The sequence below is a fragment of the Shuttleworthella satelles DSM 14600 genome, assembly GCF_000160115.1.
Classification (GTDB): Bacteria; Bacillota; Clostridia; order Lachnospirales; family Lachnospiraceae; genus Shuttleworthia; species Shuttleworthia satelles.
In genome coordinates this window covers 892,733-908,901 of sequence record NZ_GG665866.1, presented here as the reverse complement: position 1 = coordinate 908,901, position 16,169 = coordinate 892,733, and the positions used below count along the sequence as shown (strand labels likewise).

Here is a 16,169-nt window from a genome sequence, read left to right as displayed (position 1 = left end):
ATAAATTGCATGTACGCAGTCACATTTGAACATGTCAATAAACGCTTCCCGGGAGCAAACTACCAGGCCCTGGATGATGTGAGCATTCAGATCGAGGAGGGCGAGTTTGTCACCATTTTAGGCTCCTCCGGATGCGGGAAGACGACTCTGATCAAGATGGTCAATCGCCTTCTGGAAGTGGATTCCGGGAGGATTACGGTGATGGGGCAGGATATTTGCGGTCAGGATCCGGTCAGCCTGCGACGCAGGATCGGCTATGTGATTCAGCAGGTCGGGCTGTTCCCGCATATGACTGTCGAGGAGAATATCAAGGTTTTGCCTAGGCTCCTGGGCTGGGACAAGGAGAAGGCGGACGCCGGAGTCGATGAGATGCTCTCATTGGTCGCTTTAGATCCAAAGGAGTTTCGGGGGCGTTATCCGGCCCAGCTGTCCGGAGGACAGCAGCAGAGAGTCGGTCTGGCGAGAGCGCTGGTCACGAATCCCGGACTCATGCTTTTGGATGAGCCCTTCGGTGCCATCGACGCCATCAACCGGGAGAGTCTGCAGAACGAGTTAAAGCGGATCCATTCCGGGTCGAAGGCCACCTATCTCTTTGTGACTCATGATATTCGAGAGGCTCTCAAGCTGGGCAGCAGGGTTTTGATTATGGATCAGGGAAGAGTGATCCAGTATGACAGCCCGCGGCATATTTTAGATCATCCGGCCGACGACTTTGTCCGCTCGCTTTTGGCGACCTTACAGACCGGATCTGACAGCCTGGTCGATGGAGAGGGAATCTGATGCGTTACTTTTTCGATCACATAGATCTCTTTGCCAATGCCTTTTTGCAGCATCTGCAAATTGTCGCTCTGACCTTGCTTATTTCCATTGCCCTGGCCAGTCTGATCTGCCTGGTTCTGCTTAAATTTCCCAGGGCCAGCAATATCTGTATTCAGGTTTTCTCCGCGATTTATTCCATTCCGTCTCTGGCTCTCTTTGCCATCCTGATTCCTCTGACGGGGCTTGGAAGGGGAACAGCCATCCTGGTCCTTGTCCTCTACAACCAGTATCTTCTGGTTAGGAATATCATGACAGGACTGACACAGGTGGATCCTGCAATCTTAGAGGCGGCAAGCGGAATGGGCATGACGCATATGCAGATGATTTGCAGAGTGCAGATCCCTCTCGCGGCCCCTATGATTGTCGCCGGCATCAAGCTGGCCATTGTCTCTACCACGGGGATTGCCACCATCGCGGCTACGATCAACGCCGGCGGTCTGGGAAGTCTGCTCTTTTCCGGGATGCGGACCATGAACGTGCCTAAGATTGCCTTTGCGACGATTCTCTGTATGTTTATTGCGGAACTTGCCAATGTGATCCTGGGGGCTGTTGAAAAGCGCCTGAAGAGAGAACCGGCTCTTTAAGGTGGATTCTTCACCGGCGCTGACAGAGGGAAGCGAACCGCAAGATATGCAAGAAGCAGGTCAACTTCTCTAATGAGATGACCCGGATCATATTCTATAATGAAACTGTCGGATCATCCGGCAGTTTTTCTGTGCTTGTCAGCGATGTGCTTTTAAACACCTGCCTGATCGGGAAAAGAGGAGAAGCCTATGAGTGAACATCAGTCTTTTGACCTTCTGACACTGGGAGAGATTATGCTGCGTCTGACCCCGGCCTTCAACGAGAGGCTCAATGGGGGAGAATTTATGCTGCGCACAGCCGGAGGCGCGGAGATGAATGTGGCGGCCGGGGTCGCTATGCTGGGACTGCGGACGGGGGTGATTTCCAAGCTTCCGGCCAATGATCTGGGGGATTTCATTAAGAAACGGGTGCGTCAGAACGGGGTCAGTGACGATTTTCTGGTCTATGATCACAGCAAAAACGCCCGGCTGGGAGTCTATTATTACGAGTACGGCGCTTACCCAAGAAAGCCCCGCATTGTCTACGACCGCATGAATACCTCCTTCCAGACCCTGCATATCGGAGAACTGGATCCGGTCATCTACAGTTCTGCCCGCTGTTTTCACGTCTCGGGGATCACATTGGCCTTGGGAGAGCAGATCAGAGCCAATGCCATTGAGATGATCAAGCGCTTTAAGAAGGAGGGAGCGCTGATTTCCTTTGATGTGAACTTCCGGGGAAATCTCTGGAGCGGCCAGGAGGCCAGGGCCTGCATTGAGCAGATCCTTCCCTATGTGGATATCTTCTTCTGCTCCGACTCCACAGCGCGCCTGACCTTCGGCAAGAAGGGGGATGTCAGAGAAATTATGAAATCCTTTACAAAAGACTATCCCATACGCCTTGTCGCCTCGACCGAGCGTGTGGTTTTATCACCCAAGCTGCACAATTTCGGCTCCAAGCTCTATGCCGCGGATACAGATACCTTCTATGAGGAGGCCCCCTATGACCATATTGACGTTGTGGACCGGATCGGTTCCGGAGACGCCTACCTGTCCGGCGTCCTCTATGGACTTCTGGCCAATCCAGGGGATTATCAGAAGGCCCTGGAGTATGGAAATGCCACGGGTTCCTTCAAGAATACGGTGCCCGGAGACCTGATGAATACAGATCTGACTGAGATACAGGGAATTATCCGGGATCACAAGGCCGCGGGGGCAGTTTCCGAGATGGATCGGTAGGGGCAGTTTCCAAAATGGATCGGTAGTTGCGGCAGAAAGAGGGATATTATAAGATAATAGCTGGAGTTTGCGGTTCCTCACAGGGACTGTTTCTGCACATATAATGAAAGTTGGGCGGACAGGAGATTTTCATGGAAAAACGCAAGGGCAGTGATGATCTGATCAGTGCAGGACAGGATATTCTGGACTCTGTCAACTACGCCTTGAAGAGCGGGGACTATTCCAAGCTGACATCAGACATCACCAAGACGGTTAATCAGGCGACCAGACAGGTGGCGTCTTCCGTATCCGCTTCCGTGCAGGAGGCCGCCGGGCAGATGGGACAGGCTTCCGGGACAGCCTGGGACAATGCCTCCCGGGTTTTCGGCAACAGTGATTTTCGGACGGAGGTCAACCGGGTTTTCGGGGGCGTATCCGATCGGAGAAATAATTTTTCAGCCAGGGATGTATCACAGATGACCGGCCTTGGGAAGCAGATCTTAGGCTGGTCGGGCTTTGGCCTTTTTGCCCTTCTGAGTCTCGGCAGTTTTGCGCTCATGTTCATTCCGGTTCTTCGCATGGCTGGCCTGATGAGTGGGTTTGGCTTTGCTGCCGCCGCGGCAGCCTTTTGCCGTCTGGCTTTGCTGGGGGCTAAGGACCATAAGCTGGCGGATACCTATCGCCGCTATGGAAACCTGATTCAGGATAAGGAAGTGATCAGTATTCGGGATCTGGCTCGCCTGGCGGGACAGACAGAGGACGAAGTGAAGGTCAATCTGAAAAAGATGAGGGAGAATGACTATCTGCCTCTGGTTCATTTTGATCGGGACATGTCTACGATCATTCTGACGGATCAGGCTTATAAGCAGTACCTTGATTGGGAGAGGGAGCGTGATCAAAGGAGAGAGCAGGAGGCAAACATGTCTCCGGCTGAACGGGAGATCCTTGAACTGACACAGGAGGGGGAGAACTATATCAGGGAGGTTCGGGCTGCCAATGACAGAATCCCGGATCACGCCATGACGGCGAAGTTAGACCGGCTGGAACAGATCATGCGAAACATCTTTGAAAATGTGAAGAAGCATCCCGAGTCCGCCAGAGATATCCGCCGCATGATAGACTTCTACCTTCCGACGATTCAGAAGCTTCTCGATGCCTATATAGAACTGGATTCCCAGTCTGGCCACTTGGACAATGTCAAGCGAACCAAGGCTCAGATTGAAGACTCCATGGATATCATTAACGATGCGTTTGAGAAGCTCCTGAATGATCTCTTCCAGAATGTCCTGTTTGATGTCAGCTCTGATATCTCGGTCATGGAGACCATGATGAGACAGGATGGTTTGTCAGGCAAGAGCATTCGCGACTACGAGAGCGGGCTGAGCTTCGGCTCTGGCGCGACAGCAAGTGCGGCAGGCCCCGGACAGACGCAGACGGCTGCTGCGGAGGCTCCCTTTGGAGACCGGGACTATGCATCCGCGCTGGCAGGATCTGCGCAAAAAGAAGAGAATTAGATAAGAAATACCAATGTTGGATACGCACAATGAAATATTCGCGAAGCTAATATTCCATTGCTATCAATGAGATGTTTTCAGGATAAAAGGAGAGGAGAAAGAGATGGCAGAATTGGAATTCAATCAGACCAATCCGCAGGAGGCAGCGGCGGCAGGACAGAATCAGATGGCAGAGCCCGCAGCAGCTGTTCAGCAGGCTCAGGCGATGGCTCAGGAGGAGGCGAATCCGGCGCAGGATCAGGGCCTTGCGCAGCAGTCTCAGGCGACCTTAAGCTTTGGAAGCCCCGCAGCTCCCCAGGTCGCGGTGGCAGCTGACCCGGCGGAGGCTAAGATGGATGACTCGATTCTGACCCCCCAGGAGAGAGCGCAGGCTGAGGCATTTGCAGACAAAATCGATCTGACGGATTCCAACGGGATCCTAAGCTACGGGGCAGGAACCCAGCAGAGGATGGCTTCCTTTTCCGAACAGACCTTAAATTCTGTCCGCAATAAGGATATGGGAGAGGTTGGAGACATGATCACCAACCTGATCGGCGAGCTGAAGAATTTCGACGCAAGTGAGCAGGAGAAGGGCTTATTTGGCATTTTCCACAGGGCGCAGAACAGGATCGAGACGCTTCGCGCCAGGTACTCCAAGGTAGAGACCAATGTGGGAACGATCACCAGAGAGCTGGAGAAGCATCAGCAGACCCTGCTCAAGGATATCGCCATGCTGGATCAGATGTATGTGATGAACCTGGATTACTACAAGGAATTGACCATGTATATTATCGCCGGCAAGAAGCGCCTTGCCGACGTGCGAAACGGCCAGCTCAAGGAGCTGGAGGCCAAGGCGGCTCAGACCGGCTCCGCCGAGGATGCCCAGGCGGCCAAGGATCTTGCGGCTCAGTGCGACCGCTTTGAGAAGAAGCTCTATGATCTGGAGCTGACCCGGACCATCTCTGTACAGACCGGGCCCCAGATCCGTATGGTTCAATCCTCCGACACCATGATGGCGGAGAAGATTCAGACCACCATTGTCAATACCATCCCGCTCTGGAAGAATCAGATGGTCATTGCTCTGGGCGTCGAGCACGCGACCCAGGCGGCTAAGGCTCAGAGAGAGGTCACAGATATGACCAATGAGCTTCTGCGTAAGAACGCGGACAAGCTCAAGTCCGCTACAATCGAGGCGGCCAAGGAGTCTGAGCGCGGCATTGTGGATATTGAGACTCTCCAGCACACCAACAATCAGCTGATCTCCACTCTGGATGAGGTAATGCAGATCCAGAAGGATGGCAAGGCCAAGAGAGCCGATGCCGAGAAGCAGCTGGTCGGAATCGAGAACCAGCTCAAGGAGAAGCTGCTTCAGGCGGCGCAGAATTGAGCTTTTTCCCGGCTTTCGTGATGGATTTCGGGGTCTTATGCCTGCCCTTTTCAGCGGAAAGGATCGGCCATGTCCCTTGTCCTTTTGAATGATAGGACAAGATGTGCTGGCAAAGAGGCCTCTGCAGTAGTGAAAAGATAAGAATCCCCCTCTCCATGGACAACCCGTGGAGAGGGGGATTCTTGCGTGCGCCCGGCGGGCGCATATTGATTCATAATTAGGGAATGTTCACGGCATATATTTCATAGATTCACATGTATATTCCATAGACACACATGCATATTCCGTAGATTCACATGCGCATTCCACAGTTTCAATGGAAAAAGATGTTTATTCCTGCCCCTGGAAGCCCTTAAGCTTTGTGGTGCAGTATCCGCAGCGGGTTGCGCCGATGGGAATCATGCGCTTGCAGTAAGGGCATTCCTTCTCAGTCGGCTCAGAAGCCTCTTCTTCGGATTTGGCTGTGATATTCTTGGCCTTGGCGACAGCCTTGATCATGATAAAGAGAATCAGGACGATGATGAAAAAGTTGATGACAGCGGAGATGAAGTTTCCGTAGGTCAGCTGAGCGCCGGCAATCTTGATGGAGAGCATGCTCAAATCGTCGCCGGTGAAGAGAGCGATGAGGGGATTTAAGATATCCTTGACCAGAGAATCAATGATGGCCTTGAAGGCTGCGCCGATGATGACGCCAATGGCCATGTCCATGACATTGCCCTGGGCAACGAACTCCTTGAATTCAGTTATAAACTTTTTCATTGGAACTCCTTTTCTGCATAATCTGTGCCCGTATTTTGCGGGCGGGGCGATAATAGATGAATTTTCGCAATCGAATGTTTGCCATGTGCATACGACTGTTCACTATTATAGCGGTGAATGGAGAAAATACCTAGCCCCTTTTCCATAGGGAGAAAAGATCAATCCAATCAATCCAATCTTTCGAAAGAGAAGATGGAATTTGCTCTTTCCATTCAGCCTTTTCAATTTGAACAGAAGGTTGAACGGAAGGCTTATAAATATCCCATAAATGGTGCACATGAAAGACTATCCTTAGATCACCCGAAAGAGGAAGGCAAAGCGGGAAGGCTCCGCTGCTATGGCAGATCTTGCAGGGACAGGAGGACAGAATGAAGGGATATTACACCAATGAGGGCTATATGGGCTATGTGCTGAATTGCTACATGCTTTTTTCCAGCGAGGATGATTACCGGGATTACTGGGAGGAAAGCGGGAAAGCTGCCTGACGTACGAATAAAAGAAGGCGTTACGCTGCTGTTTAACAAAGCGGGTCAGACAGGCAGGAAGACAGGGGGGCTGTTTGACAGAGCCTGCGTTTAGCAGTTGCTTGACAGGGAGCAAGTCCTGCAAGCTTCGCAGGCTACAAGTCTGACAGAGCCTGCATGGATTGCAGGAGGCGGGGCTTGGTGGCATAATAGGAACAGTATTGTTTGCAGACAAGAGGTATCCCTATGGCAGAGCAGAGCAAGCTTCTCCTCATCGACGGTCACAGTATTTTAAACCGGGCATTTTACGGATTGCCTGACCTGACCAATAGCAAGGGACAGCACACGAACGCGGTCTATGGGTTCTTGAATATTCTCTTTAAGACAATGGAGGAGGAGAAGCCGGATCATCTGACGGTGGCATTTGACCTGTCGGCTCCGACCTTTCGCCACCGAATGTTTGCCGACTACAAGGGGACCCGTAAGCCCATGGCAGCCGAGTTAAGGGAGCAGGTTCCCATGATAAAGGAGATGCTCGCCGCCATGGGGATATGCCTGGTGACCAAGGAGGGGCTGGAGGCGGATGATCTGCTGGGGACCATGTCAAAAATCGGAGAAGCTGCCGGGATGGATGTGACAATTCTGTCCGGGGATCGCGATCTCTTGCAGCTGGCTACGGACAAGGTCAAGATTATGATTCCGAAGACCAAAAAGGGCGGCACGGAGACCGAGAGCTATTATGCCAAAGACGTCAGGGAGACCTATCAGGTCAGTCCGACCGAGTTCATCGATGTGAAGGCCCTCTGGGGGGATACGGCAGACAATATCCCGGGGGTTCCCGGGATCGGAGAGAAGACGGCGATTAATATCATTGCGGCCTATGGTTCCATTGAGGCCGCTCATGAGCACGCCGAGGACTTGAAACCGCCCAGAGCCGCCAGGAACATTGTTGACTTCTGGGATCAGGCCAGACTCAGTAAGACACTGGCAACGATCGATGTTCACGCAAAAATCGACTATGATCTGGCAGCGGCTCAGATAGGGAATATCTTCACAGATGACGCCTATCGTCTCTGTAAGGACTGGGGATTTAAGAATATCCTTCTCCGATTTGACAAGGAGTCTGTTGACAGGGAAGAGAAGGATCTGACCAGTCGATTTTCTCATCTGACATCGAGAACGGCCTTTGAGGAGATGATTGAAAGGGCCGGGCAAAGCCAGGAGACATGGATCGGGGCAGGACTCTTTCTCAAGGATCACTCGGCCGCCAGGGCCGGGCAGATCCGGGCGCTTGCCATCTCCTTCGAGGGGAAGGCGTTTTTTGCGGAAGCGGACACAGAGGCCAGGCAGCTGAGCCTGTTTGGTTCTGAAGCGGATGACGGCTCCGGGGACCTGATCCAATCCACTGACCTGCGGCGCGGACTGCAGGCTCTCGCGGACGCGGGGAAAAACCTTGCTTTTTTGGACTTAAAAGAGGCGCTGTCACAGCTTAGCTTTTCAGACCGCGGCAGGTCCTTTGACCTGCAGGTGGCGGCCTATCTTTTAGATCCTCTGTCCTCCTCTTATCCGACAGAGGATATCGCGAGAGACCAGCTTGCCCTGAGCATTCCATCCTATTCTGAATTCTTTGGAAAGAAGAAGGCGGACCAGATCTGGGAGGATCCTGAGGAGGTAGAGCATCGGATGCATTATGCCTGCTATCAGGCCTATGTTGCTTCCAGGGCCCCTCAGAAGCTATTAAAACGTTTGGAGGAGCAGGGGATGCGCGCTCTCTACGAAGAAGTAGAGCTCCCCTTAGTCTATACGCTCTATGACATGGAGACGGCAGGAATCGCGGTTGAAAAAGAGGCCCTTAAGAGCTATGGAGATCAGCTGGTCGGCCGTATTAACGAGCTGGAGGAGGGTATCTACCGGGAGGCGGGAGAGACCTTTAACATCAATTCTCCAAAGCAGCTGGGAGAGGTTCTCTTTGGTCAGCTGGGGCTGCCCGGCGCCAGAAAGACCAAGACGGGCTATTCCACTGCCGCGGATGTTTTAGACCCTCTGGCTGTCAATTATCAGATTGTGAGAGATGTCCTGGAGTTTCGCCAGCTGACAAAGCTCAAGTCGACGTACGCGGATGGACTGGCCAAGGTGATTGCGGATGATGGTCGGATACACAGTTCTTTTCAGCAGACAGTGACGGCCACCGGACGTCTCTCCTCGACGGAGCCTAACTTGCAGAATATCCCCATACGCATGGAGCTCGGCAAGGAGATCCGCCGGGTTTTCCCCGCCATGGAGGGCTGCGTCTTTGTCGATTCCGATTACTCGCAGATTGAGCTTCGCGTGTTGGCGCATCTGTCCCAGGATCCCAAGTTGATCGAGGCCTATCGGCAGGGAAAGGACATTCACCGGGCGACAGCCTCTCTGGTTTTCCATACTCCCTTTGAAGAGGTCACGGATCAGCAGAGGTCTAACGCCAAGGCGGTCAACTTCGGAATCGTCTACGGGATCTCGGCCTTCGGTCTGGCCAAGGATCTGGGAATTTCCAGAGAGGAAGCCCAGGAATATATCGACGGATATTTTGCCGCCTATCCCAGGCTGCATGACTATCTGGATGGCCTTGTGGAATTTGCCAGGAAGGAGGGCTACGCGGTCACTCTCTTTGGAAGACGCAGGCCTGTTCCCGAGTTGAAGAATTCCAATTTCATGCAGCGGCAGTTCGGAGAGCGAGTTGCCATGAATGCGCCTGTTCAGGGGACGGCGGCGGATATTATCAAGATTGCCATGGTTCGGGTTCACGATCGTCTTGCCAAAGAGGGATTGCGGTCGCGCCTGATTCTGACGGTTCACGATGAGCTCCTGGTTGAGACCTTCGAGCAGGAAGAGCAAGAGGTCAGAGAAATCCTGGATCAGGAGATGAGGGGAGCCGCTCAGCTCTCCGTCGAGCTGGAAATTGACACGCACAGCGGCAGGAACTGGTATGATGCCAAATGAAGCTTCCATTGTCATGAGCGGTTGACGCTGTCCGTGCCTGAAGGGCCGGGACAAATCGAATATGGAGAGTGACTTGGATAAAGAGTGACTTGGACGGAGAGTGACTTGGATGGAGAGTGACTTGGATGGAGAGTGATTTAGATTGAAAGTGATTGGGGTCACCGGCGGAGTCGGAGCGGGGAAAAGCCTGCTATTGGCATATCTTGAGGAGAAATACGGGGCCTGTGTCGTCCGAACCGATGAGCTGGCCCAGGAGCTGATCAGGCCGGGAACAGACCTGCACGGCAGTCTTCAGGAGCTTTTTCGCGGGAAAAATGCCTTTGATCCGGAGGGAGGATTGATTCGGACGAGGGCGGCGGAGCTGATTTTCAAAGATCCGACCCTGCGCGCGCGAATGAATGATTTGATTCACCCTGCGGTCAAGACAGAGCTGATCCGGCAGATTGCCGACAGGAAAAAGGAAGGAAGAACCCCCTACTTCGTTGTGGAAGCGGCGCTTCTGATTGAGGACGGTTACAAAAAAATCTGTGATGAATTATGGTATATTTACGCGGATGAGAATCGTCGCAGAGACCGATTGAGAAAGTCGCGGGGCTACAGCGATGAGAAGATCAATGCGATTTTCGCCTCCCAGTTATCTGAGGAGCTTTTTCGAAGGAACTGTACACATGTGATTGACAACAGCGGAAGTGTGGAAGAATCCTATCGGCAGATTCGGAGTATTTTAGGTGATGGAATTATTTAGTGTGAGGAGCGGCAGCAGCGGAAATTGCGTGTGTGTCGGGACAGATCAGAGTCATGTGATGGTAGACGCAGGGATCAGCGCCAAACGGATCGAGGCGGGCCTTAACTCTTTTGATATGACCAGCTTAGATATGGACGCGATCCTGCTGACGCATGAACACTCTGATCACATCAGCGGACTGGGTGTTCTGGCCCGGAAGTATCACCTGCCGATCTATGCCACCCAGGGGACAATAGACGCCGTTGCCACAAAGCGGAGTCTGGGAACCATTGACCCATCGCTCTATCATGTGATTCGACCGGACCAGACATTTACAATCGGAGATATGGAGATCTGTCCCATGCATATCTCTCATGACGCGGCGGATCCCGTGGCTTATACCATGCGGCAAAGAACAGAAGATGGGGATAAGAGGGTCGCCGTCTGCACCGACCTCGGCGCCTATGACGACTATACGATAGAGCGCCTTCAGGGAATGGACGCCATGCTTCTGGAGGCCAACCACGATGTGAAAATGCTGGAGGTCGGGCCCTATCCCTATCCTCTCAAGCAGAGAATCCTGGGATCTCGGGGACACCTGTCCAACGAATCCTCGGGGCAGCTTCTGGGGCGGCTTTTGCATGACAAGATCAAGCATATTCTGCTGGGTCATCTCTCGCATGAGAACAATCTGGAAGAACTGGCCTACGAGACAGTTCGTCTGGAGGTGACGCTGGGAGATAATCCCTATCAGGGCAGCGACTTTCCGATTACGGTAGCCCACAGAGATCGTCCCTCCGTGAGGGTTGTTGTCTGAATACAGGAAGAAAGGACCGGATAAAGGAGAAGCATATGGAGAAGACCAAAGTAATTATTACTGTTGTCGGCAAGGATACGGTAGGGATTATTGCCGCGGTCTGCACCTATTTGGCTCAGGAGCAGATCAATATCTTAGACATTTCCCAGACCATTGTAAACGGCTACTTCAACATGATGATGATCGTTGACTTTGACCGTGCTCTTCTGCAGCTTGAAGATGTGCAGAAGAGTCTAGATCAGATCGGCAGGGATAAGGGAGTGCAGATCAAGTGCCAGAAGGAAGAGATCTTTGAGATGATGCACCGCGTTTGATTGACCGTGTCAGAGGAGACCAGTTCATCCGCTCCCGAAAAGCGGGCTAAGACAGCGCGCGTGACAACAAGAAGAAAGTGCGCGTGACAATAGGAAATGATATGAGGATATGCAATGATTAGCCAGTATGAGGTTCTTGAGACAAATCACATGGTAGAAGAGGAGAACCTGGACGTCCGTACCATTACCATCGGCATCAGCCTTCTCGACTGCATTGATTCTGATTTAGATTCTGTCAATGAGAAGATTTACACCAAGCTGACCAGCGTCGCGCGGGATCTGGTCAAGGTGGGAAGTCAGATAGAACGGGAGTATGGGATCCCCATCGTCAACAAGAGGGTTTCCGTCACCCCCATCGCTCTGGTGGGCGCCGCGGCCTGTAAGAGACCAGAGGATTTTGTGACTATCGCTCACACGCTGGATAAGGCGGCCCATCAGCTGGGAATCAATTTCATCGGCGGCTACTCCGCCCTGGTTTCCAAGGGGATGACGGCCGCGGAGGAGAACCTGATCCGATCGATCCCCCAGGCTCTGGCTGAGACCGAGCTGGTCTGCGCTTCTGTAAATCTTGCCTCCACCAGGACAGGGATCAACATGGACGCTGTCCGCCTCATGGGAGAGATCGTACACGAGACTGCGGTCTACACGAAAGAGGAGGATTCTCTGGGATGCGCCAAGCTCGTGGTTTTCTGCAATGCCCCCGATGACAACCCCTTTATGGCCGGTGCCTTCCATGGGGTGACGGAGGCGGATGCGATTATTAATGTCGGCGTCTCCGGGCCGGGTGTGGTCAAGACAGCTCTGGAGTCTGTCAGGGGAGAGAGCTTTGAAATCCTCTGTGAGACGATTAAGAAGACGGCCTTTAAGATTACCCGCGTGGGGCAGCTGGTGGCCAAGGAGGCTTCTAAGCGTCTGAACATCCCCTTCGGGATCATTGACCTGTCTTTGGCCCCGACGCCGGCGATCGGAGATTCTGTCGCGGATATTCTGGAGCTGATCGGATTGGAACGGGTGGGGGCTCCCGGTACGACCGCGGCCCTGGCCCTGCTCAATGACCAGGTCAAAAAGGGCGGCATTATGGCCTCGTCCTATGTCGGGGGCTTATCCGGAGCCTTTATCCCTGTCTCGGAGGATCAGGGAATGATTGACGCTGTACAGGCCAATGCCCTGACCCTGGAGAAGCTTGAGGCAATGACCTGCGTCTGCTCTGTGGGACTTGACATGATTGCCATCCCCGGGGCCAGCAGCGCGGATACCATTTCCGGGATTATCGCGGATGAGATGGCAATTGGTATGATCAATCAGAAGACGACGGCGGTTCGTCTGATTCCTGTCATCGGCAAAGACGTCGGAGACAGTGTGGAGCTGGGAGGTCTGCTCGGAACAGCTCCCGTACAGCCGGTATCCGCTTTCGGATGCTCGGATTTCGTGAACCGCGGCGGCAGAATTCCAGCTCCCATACACTCCTTTAAAAATTAAGCGCAGCCTTTGTCATGTTTTAGCAGCACGGAGTTTCCGGCTCAGTCGGGTCCTCTGGCTTTTTCCTGCTGCGATTTGACCTGCGTTTCTTTAAGTCGGTCTCATCCGCTCCCAGGAAGACAGCTCGTCTGATGGAGGAATCGCCGAATTTATCCCGAATCTGATCTACAGCGGCGTCCAGTTGATCCAGTTTCCTGTTTTTTCCGGCATCAAAGAGATCCATCTGATAGCTGCCGCTGTCCTTGTCAATCTCCGAGCCGCGAACGCCGAGCAGACGAAGAGGCCTTCCATCCCAGAGCTCATGTAAGAGAGACAAGGCGGTCTCATAGATGGTCTGCGTTGAGGAACTGGATCGGTTTAACCTTGTCTGCCGGGAGGCGGAGACGAAGCTGCTGTCCTTGTAGTAGACGCCGACCAGACGGATTTTGTCCCCCTGAAGCCTGATCCGGGCAGCCAGAGTTTCGCAGAGAGAGAGGAGAATGAGCCTGGCTTCTTCCCGGTCGACCAGATCGTGAGAGATCGTGATTTCATTGGAGAAGCCTCTGCTTTTCCTGTGACGGGAAGTCAGGTCTGACGGTTCCGTCCCGTTGGCGTAGGCCAGCATCTGGGATCCGTGCTTTCCAAAGTGCGAGACCAGAAGATCCTCAGGTGTCCCGGCCAGATCTCCGATGGTCAGAATGCCGAGACTCTTGAGCTTTTGGGCTGTAGATTCGCCCACGAAGAGGAGATCAGCCGCGGGAAGAGGCCACATTTTCCGGGGAATCTCCCGGGGCCAGAGCGTGTGAACCCGGTCCGGCTTGGTGAAGTCAGAGGCCATCTTAGCCAAAAGATGGTTGGAGGAAATGCCAACATTGACGGTGAAGCCTAGATCTCTGCGGATTTCATCCTTGAGCTTGTGGGCAAAAAGGACCGGATCGCCATAGAGGCTGGCGGTTCCGGTCATATCACAGAAGGCCTCGTCGATGGAAAAGGGATCCACGGCAGGGGCGTATTTGCGCAGAAGGTCCATCAGAGCCTGAGATTGCCGGGCGTAGAGAGAATAATCGCCGGGGACGAGGATCAGGGAGGGACACTTGCGCAGGGCCTGGCTGACCGGCTCTCCGGTGACGATTCCGTATCGCTTGGCGGGGATGGACTTGGCGGTAATAATGCCATGCCTGGTTTTGGGATCGCCTCCGATGGCAGAGGGGAGATCGCGCAGGTCTACTTTGTCGATGCCCTTTGCCATGCGGTCTGACGCGGTCCAGGAGAGAAAGGCGGAGTTGACGTCGACGTGAAAGATAATGGGATCGGGCATAACTCAATCGTCTTCTTCCTCGTCCTCCGTGGTGGAGTAGACGGTTCGCTTTCTGGCCATCTCATCGCTCTCCAGATATTCGTCGTAGCTGGATACCTTGTCGACAATAGTTCCATTCGGCAGGATCTCGATGATGCGGTTGGCTGTGGTCTGTACGACCTGGTGGTCGCGGGAAGAGAAAATGAGGACGCCCGGGAACTTGGTCAGTCCGGTGTTTAAGGCTGTGATGGACTCCATATCCAGGTGGTCGGTGGGCTCGTCCAGCATGAGGACATTGGAGCCCTCGATCATCATGCGGGAGAGGAGGACACGAACTCTCTCACCTCCGGAGAGGACCCGCATCTTCTTGTTGCCGTCTTCGCCGGCAAAGAGCATGCGGCCCAAAAATCCGCGGACATAGGTGGCGTCCTTGATCTCGGAGAACTGGGTCAGCCAGTCGGCGATGATCATGTCGTTGTCAAAAATCTTGCTGTTGTCCTTGGGAAAGTAGGACTGAGAGGTGGTGATGCCCCACTTGTAGCTCCCCTCATCGGGCTCCATCTGGCCGGCCAGAATCTGGAAGAGGACGGACTTGGCAGCCTCGTTCGAGCCTACCAGGGCGACCTTGTCGGTGGAATTGAGGTTAAAGGTCAAATGATCTAAGAGCAGTTCTCCATCGATGGTCTTGGTCAGGTTCTCCACGGAGAGAACCTCATTTCCGATCTCTCTCTTGGGGCGGAAGTCAATGTAGGGATACTTGCGGGAGGAGGGACGGATATCGTCCAGTTCAATCTTTTCCAACGCCTTCTTGCGGGAGGTTGCCTGCTTGGACTTGGAGGCGTTGGCCGCGAAGCGGGAGATGAACTCCTTGAGCTCCTTGATCTGCTCCTCCTTCTTCTTGTTGGCCTCCTTGCGCTGCTTCATGATCAGCTGAGAGGACTCGTACCAGAAGTCGTAGTTGCCGGCGTAGAGTTGGATCTTTCCATAGTCAATGTCGGCAGTGTGGGTGCAGACCTTGTTCAGGAAATAGCGGTCATGGGAGACCACAATGATTGTATTTTCAAAGTTGATTAAGAACTCCTCCAGCCAGGCGATGGCGTCCAGATCCAGATGGTTGGTCGGCTCGTCTAAGATGAGGATGTCAGGGTTTCCAAAGAGAGCGCGTGCCAGAAGGATCTTGACCTTGATGTCTGTGGGGACATCTTTCATGACAGAGTAGTGCCAGTTAGGGTCAACAGAGAGGCCGTTGAGCAGGGTCTGGGCGTCGGATTCCGCGTTCCAGCCGTCCATCTCGGCGAACTCGGCTTCCAGCTCCGCCGCCTTGACGCCATCCTCATCTGAGAAATCGGGTTTGGCGTAAATGGCGTCCTTTTCCTTCATAATCTCATAGAGGCGGGCATTGCCGGAGATGACCGTGTCAAGGACTGTGTAATCGTCGTATTTAAAATGATCCTGCTCCAGGACGGACAGTCTCTGACCGGGACTGATGACGATGTCGCCTGTGGTCGGCTCCAGAGCGCCGGAGAGGATGCGGAGAAAGGTGGACTTGCCGGCTCCGTTGGCGCCGATCAGACCATAACAATTCCCCTCGGTGAATTTGACATTCACATCTTCAAAGAGGGCCTTCTTGCCGAAACGAAGAGATACGTTGACTGCCTGGATCATGCTTGTTCTTCCTTGTCTTAGATTAGTGTATGAATGGTATGGGCGTCAGAATACGTTCACAGATGACATGGGCCCATTGCCAGAGTTCTGGTCAAGTGTACACGATTTGCCCCGCTTTTGCCAGGAGAGCAGGGGGAGTGCAGAAGGAAACCTGTTGGTGTCTTACAAGCGATCTTCGACGATGTTTACAATTAAAAACAGAGATTCAGGGG

Annotated in this window: 13 protein-coding genes; 10 read left to right on the top strand and 3 right to left on the bottom strand. The window is 53.4% G+C overall.

The features are described from left to right. Positions 1 to 9 precede the first annotated feature (9 nt). From GCWU000342_RS04035 to GCWU000342_RS04015, 5 genes are all read left to right on the top strand, one after another. Positions 10 to 780 (top strand): ABC transporter ATP-binding protein, encoded by a 771-nt coding sequence (locus GCWU000342_RS04035; protein WP_045000279.1) that lies wholly within the window; start codon positions 10 to 12, stop codon positions 778 to 780. Beyond that, positions 780 to 1,403: an ABC transporter permease gene (locus GCWU000342_RS04030; RefSeq protein WP_006905999.1), complete on the top strand. Its 624-nt coding sequence runs from the start codon at positions 780 to 782 to the stop codon at positions 1,401 to 1,403. The genes GCWU000342_RS04035 and GCWU000342_RS04030 overlap by 1 nt, the downstream gene beginning before the upstream one ends. Positions 1,404 to 1,592: 189 nt before the next feature. Next, positions 1,593 to 2,621, top strand: coding sequence for a sugar kinase (locus GCWU000342_RS04025; protein WP_006905997.1), 1,029 nt, complete (start codon positions 1,593 to 1,595; stop codon positions 2,619 to 2,621). A 131-nt stretch (positions 2,622 to 2,752) separates the two neighbouring features. Further along, entirely contained in the window at positions 2,753 to 4,114 is a 1,362-nt protein-coding gene (locus GCWU000342_RS09915; protein ID WP_006905996.1) for a 5-bromo-4-chloroindolyl phosphate hydrolysis family protein, read from the top strand. Between the two features lie 103 nt (positions 4,115 to 4,217). Continuing rightward, entirely contained in the window at positions 4,218 to 5,480 is a 1,263-nt protein-coding gene (locus GCWU000342_RS04015; RefSeq protein ID WP_006905995.1) for a toxic anion resistance protein, read from the top strand. Between the two features lie 330 nt (positions 5,481 to 5,810). On the opposite strand, the gene mscL is transcribed toward GCWU000342_RS04015, so the two are convergent. Next, a complete protein-coding gene (mscL, locus tag GCWU000342_RS04010; protein WP_006905994.1) occupies positions 5,811 to 6,239 on the bottom strand; it encodes a large conductance mechanosensitive channel protein MscL in 429 nt (142 codons plus the stop codon). Positions 6,240 to 6,949: 710 nt separating this feature from the next. On the opposite strand from mscL, the gene polA reads away from it, so the two are divergent. From polA to GCWU000342_RS03980, 5 genes are all read left to right on the top strand, one after another. Continuing rightward, positions 6,950 to 9,682 carry a DNA polymerase I gene (gene polA / locus GCWU000342_RS04000; RefSeq protein ID WP_006905992.1) on the top strand — a complete coding sequence of 911 codons (2,733 nt, stop codon included), beginning with the start codon at positions 6,950 to 6,952 and terminating at the stop codon, positions 9,680 to 9,682. A gap of 148 nt (positions 9,683 to 9,830) precedes the next feature. Then, positions 9,831 to 10,427, top strand: a complete 597-nt coding sequence (coaE, locus tag GCWU000342_RS03995; RefSeq protein WP_242649990.1) for a dephospho-CoA kinase — start codon at positions 9,831 to 9,833, stop codon at positions 10,425 to 10,427. Then, a complete protein-coding gene (locus GCWU000342_RS03990) occupies positions 10,414 to 11,223 on the top strand; it encodes an MBL fold metallo-hydrolase (RefSeq protein ID WP_045000275.1) in 810 nt (269 codons plus the stop codon). The genes coaE and GCWU000342_RS03990 overlap by 14 nt, the downstream gene beginning before the upstream one ends. Before the next feature lie 35 nt (positions 11,224 to 11,258). Further along, positions 11,259 to 11,537, top strand: a complete 279-nt coding sequence (locus GCWU000342_RS03985) for an ACT domain-containing protein (RefSeq protein ID WP_006905989.1) — start codon at positions 11,259 to 11,261, stop codon at positions 11,535 to 11,537. Positions 11,538 to 11,651: 114 nt separating this feature from the next. Continuing rightward, positions 11,652 to 13,016, top strand: coding sequence for a PFL family protein (locus tag GCWU000342_RS03980; protein ID WP_006905988.1), 1,365 nt, complete (start codon positions 11,652 to 11,654; stop codon positions 13,014 to 13,016). 19 nt (positions 13,017 to 13,035) lie between these two features. Here GCWU000342_RS03980 and GCWU000342_RS03975 read toward each other — a convergent pair whose 3' ends face one another. Together GCWU000342_RS03975 and GCWU000342_RS03970 are read right to left on the bottom strand one after the other, a co-directional pair. Next, positions 13,036 to 14,313, bottom strand: coding sequence for a DNA polymerase Y family protein (locus tag GCWU000342_RS03975; RefSeq protein WP_006905987.1), 1,278 nt, complete (start codon positions 14,311 to 14,313; stop codon positions 13,036 to 13,038). 3 nt (positions 14,314 to 14,316) lie between these two features. After that, complete coding sequence (locus tag GCWU000342_RS03970) at positions 14,317 to 15,957, bottom strand: ABC-F family ATP-binding cassette domain-containing protein (protein WP_006905986.1); 1,641 nt, start codon at positions 15,955 to 15,957, stop codon at positions 14,317 to 14,319. Positions 15,958 to 16,169 lie beyond the last annotated feature (212 nt).

Excerpts from the sequence above, each read along its gene's own strand:
- GCWU000342_RS04035 (WP_045000279.1), top strand. The coding sequence starts at position 10 with ATGTACGCAGTCACATTTGAACATGTCAATAAACGCTTCCCGGGAGCA.
- GCWU000342_RS04030 (WP_006905999.1), top strand. The coding sequence starts at position 780 with ATGCGTTACTTTTTCGATCACATAGATCTCTTTGCCAATGCCTTTTTG.
- GCWU000342_RS04025 (WP_006905997.1), top strand. The coding sequence starts at position 1,593 with ATGAGTGAACATCAGTCTTTTGACCTTCTGACACTGGGAGAGATTATG.
- GCWU000342_RS09915 (WP_006905996.1), top strand. The coding sequence starts at position 2,753 with ATGGAAAAACGCAAGGGCAGTGATGATCTGATCAGTGCAGGACAGGAT.
- GCWU000342_RS04015 (WP_006905995.1), top strand. The coding sequence starts at position 4,218 with ATGGCAGAATTGGAATTCAATCAGACCAATCCGCAGGAGGCAGCGGCG.
- mscL (WP_006905994.1), bottom strand. The coding sequence starts at position 6,239 with ATGAAAAAGTTTATAACTGAATTCAAGGAGTTCGTTGCCCAGGGCAAT.
- polA (WP_006905992.1), top strand. The coding sequence starts at position 6,950 with ATGGCAGAGCAGAGCAAGCTTCTCCTCATCGACGGTCACAGTATTTTA.
- GCWU000342_RS03990 (WP_045000275.1), top strand. The coding sequence starts at position 10,414 with ATGGAATTATTTAGTGTGAGGAGCGGCAGCAGCGGAAATTGCGTGTGT.
- GCWU000342_RS03985 (WP_006905989.1), top strand. The coding sequence starts at position 11,259 with ATGGAGAAGACCAAAGTAATTATTACTGTTGTCGGCAAGGATACGGTA.
- GCWU000342_RS03980 (WP_006905988.1), top strand. The coding sequence starts at position 11,652 with ATGATTAGCCAGTATGAGGTTCTTGAGACAAATCACATGGTAGAAGAG.
- GCWU000342_RS03975 (WP_006905987.1), bottom strand. The coding sequence starts at position 14,313 with ATGCCCGATCCCATTATCTTTCACGTCGACGTCAACTCCGCCTTTCTC.
- GCWU000342_RS03970 (WP_006905986.1), bottom strand. The coding sequence starts at position 15,957 with ATGATCCAGGCAGTCAACGTATCTCTTCGTTTCGGCAAGAAGGCCCTC.